Here is a 12,625-nt window from a genome sequence, read left to right on the forward strand (position 1 = left end):
AATTGATAAAGCACAAAAAAATAAAAAATATATGAACGAAAAATTCTTGGATTCTAGCTAATAGCTGCAACAACAGCATCAAAGTAACCACCAACTTCTGCCGCTAAAGAATCACAAGATCCTGGTTGTTCAGTTACAGTCATTTTACGTTGAGAAGCTGTATTAGTTACAAAAGCTACAGCTGCTGCTTTCATAATAGCAACTGCACGAGCTGCATTTCCAGCTGGTACACCTAATGCTGCATATGTTTCTTTCAGACCATTTAAACAACGGTCATTGAGTACGGAAGCATCACCAGCGAGAAGAGCATAACAAATATAACGAAGAATTATGTCACCATCACGCAAGCAAGCTGCCATTTTACGGGTAGTATAAACACCACCACCTGGTGAAGTCAAACCAGGACTTTCACAACAGATACCTGCTACAGCATCGCTAACGATACAGCTAGCATTACTAGCAATAAAGTTGACTGCATCAAGACGTTTATTTCCGTCTGCAATAAAGGATTTAAGTGATTCTAACCCAGCACCATCAATGAAAGAACCGCTACTGTCTGCCGAAATTACTGATCTAGAAAATGCATCGAGCATATTTAATCTCCTGATTTTTTATTTTTTTCTTCGTCCCTAATAGAATGTGAGGGACTAATTATTTGGTTTACTTAATTTAACCGTTCGGATATAATATAAAGGTTAAAGTCCCACTTTGTCTTTGATTATTATAAAGTAATTAATGTTTTGTAACAAAATAAACAATTGTAACAATTTGTTTTTCATAAGTTATTTATTATAATATAATTCTAAGTAATATAGATGCAAATACTTTAAATTATTCATTACAAAAATTTTCAGCTAATAGACTATAGTAGTTGAATTTAAGTAATGTAGATTTATAGTAGGGAAAGTTCTACTAGAATATTAAGATTCTACTTTTGAAAAGCAGGGTAGGGAGCTTTACAGAAGTTGGAATTTTGTGGTTTAGCCAATTAAAAACTGCTATGGCTCCTTAAGTTTTAGAGAGCTGAGGATTTCTGTTTTTTTGTAATGTTTAAAAAATCATAATTTAAGGAGAAAAATATGGGCAATTTAGCCTTATCAGCAACTTTAGGATTAGATGCTTTTGAAGTTGAACCATTAGAGTTGCGTTCTAATTTTACAGAAGATGACTTACAAACTGTTATTCGAGCGGTCTATAAACAGGTATTAGGAAATGAATATATGATGGAAAGCCAACGTCTTCACAGTCCAGAAGCTCTGTTGAGAAATGGATCCATTAATGTACGTGAGTTTATCAGAGTTGTGGCCAAATCACCTTTGTATCAGTCTCTCTTCTTTCATAGTTCTTCCCAAAACCGATTTATTGAACTCAACTTTAAACACCTTTTAGGTCGTCCTCCTCTCGATCAAGCGGAAATTAGTGATCATGTTTTAATATATCGCGAGCAAGGATATGATGCGGAAATAGATTCTTACCTTGATAGTAATGACTATATTAATAGTTTTGGAGAAGATATTGTTCCTTATCCTCGTCAGATAAAGAGCCGACGTGGGATGAAGACGGAAAGTTTCAATCGGACATTTTCTTTATTAAGAGGACCAGCTACAAGCGATCGCGATCGCAGTGCCAAATTAATTTCCTCTTTAGCTGCTAATTTAGCAACTCCAATCAAAGCACCAGCAGTTGGTAACGGAGCAGCTTCCAGCAATACATCTAAATCTTTCCTGATCGAGTTTTTATCTCGTACTGCTGATGCCAGGCTGAATCGTCGTGGGAAAAGAAAAAGGGTCGTTACCTATTCTCAAATGAACCAACAAGTTCGCAATATTCACAGAAGTGGTGGTAAAATTGTTAAGATAACTGAGTTAGTTTAACTCCACTATTGGGAGGTTCAGAGCTTGGTACAACAAGAAACGTCTATGGGCGAGTCAAACCTTATTTGTAAAGCATTATGGGGGATTCTTTATATACTTTTTTAGTACTGAAATACTGAACCACAACAATGTAACTATAAAGTTTAGGAGCTTTCTGTGAAAGGAAGAAGCCATGATTCATTTTAAAATTAAGGGCAGGTTTTTTTTGACTGAATAATCTTTCCTAGTTGTGTAAGCACAACTAGGAAACTTCATAAACTGGCAACTTATGTAGCCAAAACCAATGCTTAGAGGTCAATAGAAGATTTTAACCTCAAGGGTATTTTAGCTAACCCCGACTCACCTCCATCCCCTCATTCAGAGGGGAGCAAGAGGGGTTGGTACAGACGATGAATTTTATGAGTTTAGGAGACAGCTTGAATATAAAACTCAGTGGTACCGTTCTGGGGCAGGTAAGCTGTTGGTTATAATCTAGTATTATTTCTCTCTATCTGTAATTATCTTTATTCATTTTACTTGGATTCAAAACTAAACTGCACTCAAATAACCAACAAAAAACATTGCTGGCTAAACATGAGCTTTGTAGTCGGTGAATAAATAAACCTTCGCGCAACCATGCTAAAGGTAATAATATTAATAAGATTAGCGCGGAGTCAACTCTAGAACTCTAGAAGTCAAGGTGGGAAGTAAGGGAAAATATAAACCTAATCTCAAAGTCACCCTAATTATCAGGATCCGAATGAGGAGCGAAACTCTCAAGTTTAATTTTGAAACAGAGGTCAAGGGTGGTGATACCCTCGTCGAATGTGACTTTCCATCATCAAAAACTGGCTAAATATTGCGGTCACGTCTAAGATATGCCATAGAAGTTTAAGAATTTATGACTGCCCTGAATGTTGTATATCTATAGACCGTGATTTGAACCCCAGTTTGAGTTATTAAAATGTAGTCGGCTTGAGAGTTGATGCCTGTGAATGAATCAAATGCTGACGAGCTAAGGATAAGCAGGAATTAAAAATCAAAATATAATTTATATAACGTTTGATACTGATTTTATGAAGCAGTCTAATAAAATAGAAAATAGTAGTCAGTAACAAGCAAAATAATTGCTTTTATTAAAATAGGGCTGTTTGAAATTAAGTAGTATGATAAAATAGAAAATAGTAGTCAGTAACAAGTCAAATAATTGCTTTTCTGACTATTATAGCTTTTTTTATATTTGTTAGTATATTAGTAGAGTTGTTTGGAATTAAGGAAGAAAAATGGCTAAAACCCTTATCAGTTAAAGTCTATAGTGTTTTTTTGCCTAAAACTATGAAAATATTATATAGTAAGCATTTGAGTATGTTACATTTTCACATACCAAACAACTCTATTTTTGTTAGAGGAACTTAATAATGAAACAAATGACAACCATTGAAACTTCCCAAATGAGTAATTATGATGATCGCATTATTGAAATTGAGGTGACAGGAGTCTGTCGTCAAGATTTTAAACGGGTCAGTACTTACAAAAAGAAAGTTTCTCATAAGCGTATGAATGAAGCACTGCGAGAGATTTATTCTTTAGGAGGAAAAATTGTAAGCGTTACATTGTTAGGAGAATCAACAGCAACTCAGCCACCAGTTGAGACTTTAGAGGAATCAACAGCAACTCAGCCACCAGTTGAGACTTTAGAGGAATCAACAGCAACTCAGCAGCCCGTTGAGACTTTAGAGGAATCAACAGCAACTCAGCAGCCCGTTGAGACTTTAGAGGAATCAACAGCAACTCAGCCACCAGTTGAGACTTTAGAGGAATCAACAGCAACTCAGCCACCAGTTGAGACTTTAGAGGAATCAACAGCAACTCAGCCACCAGTTGAGACTTTAGAGGAATCAACAGCAACTCAGCCACCAGTTGAGACTTTAGAGGAATCAACAGCAACTCAGCCACCAGTTGAGACTTCAGAGGAATCAAAAGCAACTCAGCAGCCCGTTGAGACTTCGGAGGAATCAAAAGCAACTCAGCAGCCCGTTGAGACTTCAGAGGAATCAACAGCAACTCAGCAGCCCGTTGAGACTTCGGAGGAATCAAAAGCAACTCAGCAGCCCGTTGAGACTTCGGAGGAATCAACAGCAACTCAGCAGCCCGTTGAGACTTCAGAGGAATCAACAGCAACTCAGCAGCCCGTTGAGACCGACGTCACATTGTCGAAGAAATCACCAGCAAATCAGCAGCCCGTTGAGACCGACGTCACATTGTCGAAGAAATCACTTGCAAATAAGCAGCCAGTTAAGAATAAGGGTAAAAGAAGAGGGAAGAAAAAAACAGCTAAAAAAGATCTTTAAATAATTGGTCAACTATTTGTGTGTTTATCCCTAAATTCACTTAAGTCTCAGTCTTGGCCTTTAAACTAAGAAGCTAATAAATTTAATATTTGTCTTTGACACAAGCACAGCAATAGGGTGGGCAAGACTTGTTACCCCTACCCCAGGCCTCTCCTCTAGAGATTAGGGGAGAGTTTTTTTTATAAAAGTCCTTAACATTATTTAATTTGAGAAATAGCAATTTTAGCAACTTGTGAAATTCCAGGTCGATTATCTTCTAATTTAGCTTCTAAATAAGGTAAAGCTTCTTTTTCTCCTAATTTTCCTAATGCTAGAAAAGCTGCTTTTGATAATTCTAAATTAGATTCCTCTAATAGAGGAATAAGTTTAGCTAATGCCAATGCTGGTGGTATTTTACTTAAAGTCGCGATCGCTTCCAGACGCACTTCAATATCTCGATCCTCAAGGGCAGAAAAGAGAATTTGCTCTAAACTATTATCCCATCTGCTTTCTGCTATTCTCCCTAATGCTCCTACTACACTAACTCGAACATCTCTGTGATCTGATTGGTATGCTAACAATAATTCTTCAATACCTTCTGAACCAATAAAGCCTAATGCCCAACTAGCTTGCCCCTTACATGTACCAGGATAATCTCCTTTTATGATTTCTAACAAAGGTTTAACGGCGAGGGCACCCATTTTGGCTAATGCTCCGGCAGATGAACTTTTGACCACTGTATCCTCATCATTTAATAGTGCATTAATTAAAGTGGGAATAGAGGATGGTTCTTGAATTTGAGCTAATCCTTTTCCGGCCGAGCGCCTCACAACAGGATTAGGATGATTTGCTAGTGCTTTTAACAAGAAAGGAGTTATGGGTTTGCCAATTTTACCAAAAGCCTCAACAAAACCTAATCGAATCATACCTCGTTTATCTGCGAGGGCTTCTACCATTTTTTGTAATAGCTCAGAGTCTTTTGGGTCAAATGTTTTTTGGGTAAGTTGTTCATTAATTTGTTTTAATAATTGTTCAGTTTCTATGGGGTCTGGTAATTTCTCAGAAATATTAACCATGAAAAATTAATAATCAATCAATCAAGATTTTAATAATTCTACCATATCAGAATAATTGTATTTTTGAGCCATAATCAATGCCGTTAAACCATTCTCTTCCTGAATATCTTTTCGGGCTTTATTTTCTAGCAACACTTGCACTGTGTCAGGATGATTATGGGCAACAGCCATCATTAAAGCAGTCCATCCTCGAGCATCTTGAACATTAATATTTGCTTCATATTCAAGAATAGTTTTAACTGTTACAGTATGACCAAAAGAAGCGGATGCTTGTAAGGCTGTAACACCATATTTATCGGCAGCATTAATATCTGCTCCTAGAGCTAGCAGAATTTTAACGGTGGCAGTTTCTCCTTGTCGAGCCGCCCACATCAAAGCTGTCCTATTAAAGATGATGTCTGTAGCATCTATATTATCAGCTTGTACAAGCAAAGTTTGTACTAGATCAACATGACCCTTTTTAGCCGCTTCTATCAATTTATCATTGGTATCCATTTTTCCTATTCATTTATAAGTTTAAGTTGGTAGTATTTGTAGCTAATTCCTTGAATTAACTTATACCATTTATCCAAAACTTTTCACCTCGGATATTGAAAGTAGGTAGAGATGCTGCATGAAACATCCCTACTGTCAGAAGAATAATTAACATTAACTTGCAATTGAGAAAGCCAAGAAGGCTGGGAGCGGTGCTCAAAAGCTTTAAAAGCATTAATAAAGGATTTAGGAACATAATGGTCAAAAAAGATGAGGCTTAATATTGTCAACAATGATTGTCTAATGACAGTCATTAATGTATGTACCATAAACATTTAAAAAGTCAATTAAAGTTGAATGTTTAGTTAATATTGAAAATTTGAATTTATCATTCTTGAAGATCGATGAATACCTTTAGAAACTCTGGCAAATAATTAAGCAATAATACTTATAAATTCCTAAACCAAATCTTAACTACCTGTCTTAACGAACTAATATTAACCACTCTACTTGTCTTAAATATGAGCTTGTGCATTCACTCTCATAAGTTAATTTTTATTACTTTTGCTACTTAATTGCTTGACAAAATTGCAAAAAACATTGTTGAAAAAAAATCCATCCTTTTGTTTTGCAGTAGAGATGGTTGACTTAATAAATCAATGATAGTATTCACCTTTTGGCATTAGGCCATGAGAAGAGCGCCGATGCACCCAATTTGATTGAGCCATAATTAGGGGAAGAGATTGCTCACCAATGGACAAAAAGTTTTATCTTTCATCAGACAATCTCTAAACTTATAGCACAAATGTTTGAGGGAGTTAATTTTGTAAGTCTGAAAAAACCCATCTATGACATAAAAATCTTTGACCTGTTCTTTCCCCTTAAGAATCAGATAATTTATACACCAAATTCGTGCAACGTGCAAAAACCTTGGGGTGGAAGGTGTGAACAATATTGTTATGTATTTGCTGATTTTTGCGTCTATGGCGAAGTAAGTAAAATGATTCAAGTTTTTGGTAAAAATTTGTTGGAAATGGAAGAAAGCTTAACAATTTGGGAAGATTTGTTGGGATTAAATGGGTACATTGCCTGAAAATGTGTAGGACTTCCTGAAGAGACCCAGTGGTATTTTTACAAGCTATATTTCAGAGGAGTTAAAGGTCAGGGGATTAATTTATTTGAGCAAGAAGTTCTGAATTATTTAAAATCAAAGGGGAAAAATTATGTAGAACAATACTTTTCTGAAATAGAGCAGCGGTTTTCCGAAGTCTATAAAAACTACAACAGTATACCTGAGTAGTTGTGGCAAAAGATTCAGCTAGTCTTGGAACAGGAGAAAGAAAGTATCTCAACTCTAGGTAAACAAAAAAATACAACATCAAAACTTACCGTTTGCTTAAGTTTTTCAGGAATGATTTTCAAAAAATGTTACACACTTTACCCTATATTGTAAAAAATAGTAGAGATATGTCTAGGAATATCTCTACAAAGGTTTTAGTGTATCTTTATGCCCCAAACTGCTATATGATTTATTCAATCAAGAAATTAATTGTTGATTGTAATTAACATAGACTGAAAATGGATAAGCGTTTTTTCAATATATTTCCTGGATTAACTGAAGAAAAAGCAATTGCTTTGTTAGAAACACCTCTAGAAGAATTAGAAGATAAATCAGACCGTTATATTGCAGCTAGTCATTTAGTTAATTTTCCTAGCGAACGATCAATTAATGCTTTAATTAAAACTATACAAGATACAAATCCTGTTTTAGAACAAAAAATTGCTAGACGTAAGGCGATCGAAACATTGGGGCGTTTAAATGTGGTATCAGCATTGCCCACAATTCGATCTTGTTTGGGTGATGCGGACTGCTACACTACAGAAAATGCTGTTTGGGCAATTGGCGAAATAGGCACTGAAGACCAAGAAATTCTGGCAGAAATTGCTCAGTTGTTGGAAAAACCTGATCAAAGTTATCGTTTGATTATTCAGGTGTTAGGAAAGTTTAACTATAAACCTGCAATAACTAAGATTCAGCAGTTTACAGAATATGATGACAAACCTATTGCTAGTGCAGCGATCGCTACTATTTGCCGTTTAACGGGGGACTACTCACAAATAACAAAGGTGGTGGAGTTTTTACAGCACTCTAGTGTTAATGCTAGGCGGGGTTGTATTCAAGATCTGATTGATACTAAATATTATAAGTCGATTCCAAATATTGCAAAATGCCCTGTATCCATGGTTTTTCGTCTCCGGGGCATTAGACTTTTAGCACAAGCAGGTATTCCCACAGGTGAGATTAACTTTGCTGAAATTGAACCCTTTTTAGATTCAGTTATTCGCGACCATCCCAATGATTTAGAATTAGTTCACGAATATGACCAAGCTCCAGCCTTAGAATTTGTGATTAAGGAATTATATAGTACAGATTTTGGTAGGTGTTATTTAGCTAGTAAGACTCTTTTGCAACATTTTGATCCAGAAGTTACAGGTGCAACATTAATGGCAACTTTTGCAGAAAGTGCCCATAATGATTATGGTGCTCACTATCATGTAGTTAAACTTTTAGGTTGGCTTAAATATGTTGATGCTTATGATTTGTTGGTAGAAGCACTTTACAATAAAGCACCTCAGTTTCAAAAATCTCGTGGTGCTGCTGCACTTGCTCTGGCAAATTTGGGAGATGAGCGATCGATACCTTTGCTTAGAAAAACTATCAGTGATACAAGAATTTTTGATTTGAAATATGCTTGTTTATTGGCATTAAGACAGTTAGGAGATAGTCAGACTGCTAAGGTGCTTGTTGATGATTCAGATTTATTGATTCAAACTAAAGCCAAAAGTATGATTTGAGTTGTAATGTTTTAGTAAGGATAAGGGGTAGAGATGTTGCATAAACATCTTTCTCCGAATTCAAAAAATATCCTTATGACTCGTTTCCAAGTAACCTGAACAGTCGTTTTGATAGAAGCTTGATTTGATAATTTATTTTAGATTAAATTTGTACAATTTATTTTTTTAAAGGTGTGATTAGCTAGTTGAAAACTATATTTAGAGATTTTTTTAAAGGAAAACTTTATTGATAATGGTATGTTCCTAATCTCACAACCTTGGTAAATTTTGGATTTAATAATGTTTTTTTATTCGACATTTTTATTCAATTAAAATATTTGGCAATATTTTTTGCTGACCATAGTTTACTTTTTTTGTCTTTATGCAAATATACCTGATACTTTTTATATTTATTCAGCCAATATGAAAGGAAAAAGCGTATTAAATTATCCATATCTTACTACCCACATTTCTACTTCATAATGTATCACAAAAGGTTATATAAAACCCATCTATTTAATCAAGTAAAATTACTTTTGCTGTTTAATGACTTCAAGTGATATCATAAAGCTGATAATCTCATAATTTTTAATATTAAAAAAATGTCTTTAATGGAATAAATAAAATTAAAAAATATCCGCCAATTAGGAATACTTAAATAACTAATTTATGAGATAAAAATAGTATAAATTATCAACCAAATATTCAGATTTTATAGTCAAAAAAATAAATCGTGACAAGTAAAAAAGCCTTAATTATTAAGAAAATAGAAATGGTATAATATCCTCTATATTTATTTAGTAATTCTTATATTTATTTAGTAATTTATTTGAATACAACGATGTATAAAAATTATTATGGGCAGATATCAAAAGTTAATATTTAAACGATGATAAAATCGGTAGAGTAATCGATTATATTTATCAATCTCCCCAGTTGCCTCATTTACCCCCAAATGGAGCTTACGCCATGTCCGACCTAAGCCCACACCATGAATTCTTGTTTTCCATTCTCCCTTGCCATACACTTTTACTCCCGTAGAGTCTACTACCAGGTGTATGGCTTCTGTTGTTAGTAATATCCGTATCTTGATGTTCAGTTTACTCAAGCGACGACACAAAGTACTATGCTCTGGGACTGGTAAGTCTATTCCCATCAATTCAAATATAGATTCCAAGAAACCCTCAGTTTGTCCTCCTGCCAAACTAAACAAAGTAGCAAGGGTGGCCATTAGCTTGGCGGGGGACATTGCTATAGGTGTTGGATGCTCCCCTAAGTCCAGTTTTATTCTGATTGAGCCACTGTTCTATCACTTCCTGACTCAACCAAAATGTGAGACTGCCCCTGGGCTTTAAGGAGGCATCATCCATAAGACCAATTACTTACCCGGGGTATGAGATTTGGACTTAGACTTGGAGTTAGATTGAGACTTACTCATTGGTACAGTTTTTTGTGCCATACTCTACTATTTTTACCCTAAACATCATCTTTTGTGCAACAAAGCCGTGACCAACTGAAAATAAATGATTCTCCGGACTATGAAACTAAGCCTAGTTATACCAATTTCCTAAAGTCCGACTACACATAATGCTTCAAGAATAAAATCATATCCTGTACAAGAAGCAATATCTTTTTGACTAAATCCAGTTAATATATTTCTCAGGATTCTGCGTCAGAAATCTAAGGAATCGAAAACTCGATTTTTCAAGAATTTTTTCACCTCTTTCCACAGTCTTTCAATGGGATTAACTTCGGGACAATAAGGAGGTTGAAATAATAAAATGATGTGATCAGGGATAGATAAATCATTCCCTAGATGCCCTCGCCCGTTATCTAGTTGAATAATATGAATCTCTTCAGGATATGTTTGAGAAAAAAGCTCTAAAAATCTTTCAAAGCAAGGAGTATCTAGATGACTAAATTCATAAAAAAAGGAATCTCCTGTTTTTGGTTCTACTAAACCATAAAGCCATAGATATTTAAATAGCCATTGATATAAACCAATGGGCTTAACACCGCAAGCAGTAATGACTTTACCTGTTATAGTTTTTAATCCAATTCTAGTCTCGTCTTGACACCAATAGCGAATTGGCAGTTGATTTTCCGAATATTTATTAATTAACTTAATTTTCTCTTCTAGTTGAGATGAGAGTTTTTTTTAAAGTTTTCTTGAGCTTCTTTATTTTGTTTTATGTGATTTGGACGTGGAACTTTTAATTTACTTTTTAATTTATATCTGACTAATTGATGAACTGTTCGATAAGACAGCTCGATGTCAAAACAAGTCGTTAACCACTGTTGAATTTCACCATAGCTTTGGAAACCTTCCGGGTTTTGCAATTCTGCTTCTAATTTCTCGATTACATTTGGTGGAATTGAACTTGGCCTCCCTCCTAGATTTTTCTTTGGTTCTAGTAAAAGATTCAGTCCACCTGTACGATATTTCCCTAACCATTTTTGTACTGTGACTCGATTGCGTCCTAACATTATCGCAATTTCTTTTACTGTTTCTACTGTTTGAGTTTTCAACCAGTAAATAGTTTGAAGTCTTTCCTTTTCTTGAGCTGTACTCGCACTTTTTAAAAGTTTTTTGAGAGTTTCTACCGATTCATTTATCTCAATTTTTACTACTCCTGACATGGGGACATTTTCTATAATAGGTTACTTCTAAAAGTGTAGCTTAAGTTTATGAAATTAGTATAATTAGAACTTACTTGGGCATTAGATAAAAATACAGTTGCTATTTGTGCCAAGTTAATATTTCTCTAAATACAGCCTAGATAAATAAAGGGAGAAATTTAATTCTGGCTCCATGGCAAGAAAAGTGTTAATTTAGAAGTTTTTTCTAGTCAACTAATCTCCTAAATATTCAGATTTGATGGACATTATGGTTTAAGTTCTATGAAACCTTTTCCTGTTCTATAAGTCAAGTTTTTTCTCCTGCACTTAGGTGCTACAGACCCATTATTTATAAACATAAGTCGTTCTAATTGGGGAAAAAGACTAGCTAATGACACCGTTTACAATATAGTCAAACATACAAATGCTAAACTAGGAATAGACAAACCAATGTCACCAAATAAAATCAGACATTCTGATATCACCTAGTGCTTATTTTAGTCTGATAGGGATATCAGAAAAGCACAAAAATTTTCCTGTCATAAAAACTTGGAAACAGTTTAAGTCTATGGCGATAACAGGAAAATTATCATAAACATAGGACCGACTTAATAGCACAAGACTTTTACTTTAAATTATTGTGATCATTAAGAATTTCGGATTTCATTATTCCTCATTGTGCAGAACCAAAAAGTTAATTTAACCAGGGTGAGATTTAAACTTCAACATATCCAAGCGAGATAAAGCACCATTAGCAACTTCCCTTACATAGGTATCAGCAGATTCATCATTTCCCAATTTGGTTAATATTTCTATTGAGCGATCATCATCAATAGAGCTAACAGCATTAATAATTGCTACTGCTAAGCCTACATTATCAGTCTGATCAAGAACTTCTAGTAAGGTATCTAAAGCAGGCACACCAATAACCCCTAAAGCCATTGCCGAAGTAATCTGAACAACCGGATGAGAGTCATTGAGTCCTTCCTTTAAACCCTTAATACCTTCGGAAGGAAAGGGAATATCCTTATAGTTATAAGCTATCTGAGCTAGAGCTTTAGCACAACTGCTTCTAATAGTTGAATTATCACTCTTGAGCAATGAATCTACTAGAAGTGGTATAGTATCTATCCCAATAGCTCCTAGTGTCTTAACTGCTGCTCGCCGATAGACTGTATTTTCTTCTGCCAAAATTCTCATTAAGCGAGGAATAGTCGTTTCATCCCTAGTTTCAGTTATTTCCCGCATTGCTTGATCGCGCAAGCCAGGATCAGGATATTTGAGTTGTTCAAATAATGACGGTTCTGTCATTTCAGTTATCAGTTATCAGTTATTAGTTATCAACTATACCACCTCTGAATCATCAGTGCTCAAAAAACTTTTTCTTGTAAGTGCCTTTTCTTTCTTTGTTCCTTCTATTTTATGATTTCTGGCTTAC

General features: G+C 34.9%; 12 protein-coding genes. 4 read left to right on the forward strand and 8 right to left on the reverse strand.

Annotated elements, in window-relative coordinates:
• Positions 1-53: 53 nt before the first annotated feature.
• Positions 54-593, reverse strand: coding sequence for a bleomycin hydrolase (locus tag TERY_RS04570; RefSeq protein WP_011610752.1), 540 nt, complete (start codon positions 591-593; stop codon positions 54-56).
• A 486-nt stretch (positions 594-1,079) separates the two neighbouring features.
• Here TERY_RS04570 and TERY_RS04575 point away from each other — a divergent pair, with 486 nt between their 5' ends.
• Complete coding sequence (locus TERY_RS04575; RefSeq protein WP_011610753.1) at positions 1,080-1,874, forward strand: phycobilisome rod-core linker polypeptide; 795 nt, start codon at positions 1,080-1,082, stop codon at positions 1,872-1,874.
• 1,397 nt (positions 1,875-3,271) lie between these two features.
• Positions 3,272-4,204 carry a phycobilisome linker polypeptide gene (locus tag TERY_RS04580; protein WP_011610754.1) on the forward strand — a complete coding sequence of 311 codons (933 nt, stop codon included), beginning with the start codon at positions 3,272-3,274 and terminating at the stop codon, positions 4,202-4,204.
• Positions 4,205-4,401: 197 nt separating this feature from the next.
• Here the strand turns inward: TERY_RS04580 and TERY_RS04585 are convergent, their stop codons facing one another.
• Together TERY_RS04585 and TERY_RS04590 are read right to left on the reverse strand one after the other, a co-directional pair.
• A complete protein-coding gene (locus TERY_RS04585) occupies positions 4,402-5,259 on the reverse strand; it encodes a HEAT repeat domain-containing protein (RefSeq protein WP_011610755.1) in 858 nt (285 codons plus the stop codon).
• 21 nt (positions 5,260-5,280) lie between these two features.
• Positions 5,281-5,754, reverse strand: a complete 474-nt coding sequence (locus TERY_RS04590) for an ankyrin repeat domain-containing protein (RefSeq protein ID WP_011610756.1) — start codon at positions 5,752-5,754, stop codon at positions 5,281-5,283.
• 784 nt (positions 5,755-6,538) lie between these two features.
• Between TERY_RS04590 and TERY_RS34500 the strand changes: the two genes are divergently transcribed.
• Positions 6,539-6,826, forward strand: coding sequence for a hypothetical protein (locus TERY_RS34500; protein WP_011610757.1), 288 nt, complete (start codon positions 6,539-6,541; stop codon positions 6,824-6,826).
• Positions 6,827-7,311: 485 nt separating this feature from the next.
• Positions 7,312-8,589: a HEAT repeat domain-containing protein gene (locus TERY_RS04600; RefSeq protein ID WP_011610758.1), complete on the forward strand. Its 1,278-nt coding sequence runs from the start codon at positions 7,312-7,314 to the stop codon at positions 8,587-8,589.
• Between the two features lie 847 nt (positions 8,590-9,436).
• Here the strand turns inward: TERY_RS04600 and TERY_RS04605 are convergent.
• From TERY_RS04605 to TERY_RS04615, 5 genes are all read right to left on the reverse strand, one after another.
• Complete coding sequence (locus TERY_RS04605) at positions 9,437-9,817, reverse strand: transposase (RefSeq protein ID WP_011610759.1); 381 nt, start codon at positions 9,815-9,817, stop codon at positions 9,437-9,439.
• Positions 9,774-9,938: a transposase gene (locus tag TERY_RS27120; protein ID WP_071820545.1), complete on the reverse strand. Its 165-nt coding sequence runs from the start codon at positions 9,936-9,938 to the stop codon at positions 9,774-9,776. The genes TERY_RS04605 and TERY_RS27120 overlap by 44 nt, the downstream gene beginning before the upstream one ends.
• Before the next feature lie 302 nt (positions 9,939-10,240).
• The gene (locus TERY_RS27125; RefSeq protein ID WP_081432519.1) at positions 10,241-10,696 is read right to left on the reverse strand and encodes an IS630 family transposase; all 456 of its coding nucleotides are present in this window, start codon (positions 10,694-10,696) and stop codon (positions 10,241-10,243) included.
• Between the two features lie 8 nt (positions 10,697-10,704).
• Complete coding sequence (locus TERY_RS04610; RefSeq protein WP_011609939.1) at positions 10,705-11,208, reverse strand: helix-turn-helix domain-containing protein; 504 nt, start codon at positions 11,206-11,208, stop codon at positions 10,705-10,707.
• Between the two features lie 678 nt (positions 11,209-11,886).
• On the reverse strand, positions 11,887-12,498 hold the full coding sequence (locus TERY_RS04615; RefSeq protein WP_011610760.1) for a HEAT repeat domain-containing protein: 612 nt from the start codon (positions 12,496-12,498) through the stop codon (positions 11,887-11,889).
• Between the last annotated feature and the right edge of the window lie 127 nt (positions 12,499-12,625).

Origin of the sequence: Trichodesmium erythraeum IMS101, assembly GCF_000014265.1 — a bacterium.
GTDB classification, from domain to species: domain Bacteria; phylum Cyanobacteriota; class Cyanobacteriia; order Cyanobacteriales; family Microcoleaceae; genus Trichodesmium; species Trichodesmium erythraeum.

What these genes read in the sequence shown, in the direction of transcription:
- TERY_RS04570 (WP_011610752.1), bottom strand. Translation starts at nt 593, where the DNA reads ATGCTCGATGCATTTTCTAGATCAGTAATTTCGGCAGACAGTAGCGGT.
- TERY_RS04575 (WP_011610753.1), top strand. Translation starts at nt 1,080, where the DNA reads ATGGGCAATTTAGCCTTATCAGCAACTTTAGGATTAGATGCTTTTGAA.
- TERY_RS04580 (WP_011610754.1), top strand. Translation starts at nt 3,272, where the DNA reads ATGAAACAAATGACAACCATTGAAACTTCCCAAATGAGTAATTATGAT.
- TERY_RS04585 (WP_011610755.1), bottom strand. Translation starts at nt 5,259, where the DNA reads ATGGTTAATATTTCTGAGAAATTACCAGACCCCATAGAAACTGAACAA.
- TERY_RS04590 (WP_011610756.1), bottom strand. Translation starts at nt 5,754, where the DNA reads ATGGATACCAATGATAAATTGATAGAAGCGGCTAAAAAGGGTCATGTT.
- TERY_RS34500 (WP_011610757.1), top strand. Translation starts at nt 6,539, where the DNA reads ATGTTTGAGGGAGTTAATTTTGTAAGTCTGAAAAAACCCATCTATGAC.
- TERY_RS04600 (WP_011610758.1), top strand. Translation starts at nt 7,312, where the DNA reads ATGGATAAGCGTTTTTTCAATATATTTCCTGGATTAACTGAAGAAAAA.
- TERY_RS04605 (WP_011610759.1), bottom strand. Translation starts at nt 9,817, where the DNA reads ATGTCCCCCGCCAAGCTAATGGCCACCCTTGCTACTTTGTTTAGTTTG.
- TERY_RS27120 (WP_071820545.1), bottom strand. Translation starts at nt 9,938, where the DNA reads ATGGATGATGCCTCCTTAAAGCCCAGGGGCAGTCTCACATTTTGGTTG.
- TERY_RS04610 (WP_011609939.1), bottom strand. Translation starts at nt 11,208, where the DNA reads ATGTCAGGAGTAGTAAAAATTGAGATAAATGAATCGGTAGAAACTCTC.
- TERY_RS04615 (WP_011610760.1), bottom strand. Translation starts at nt 12,498, where the DNA reads ATGACAGAACCGTCATTATTTGAACAACTCAAATATCCTGATCCTGGC.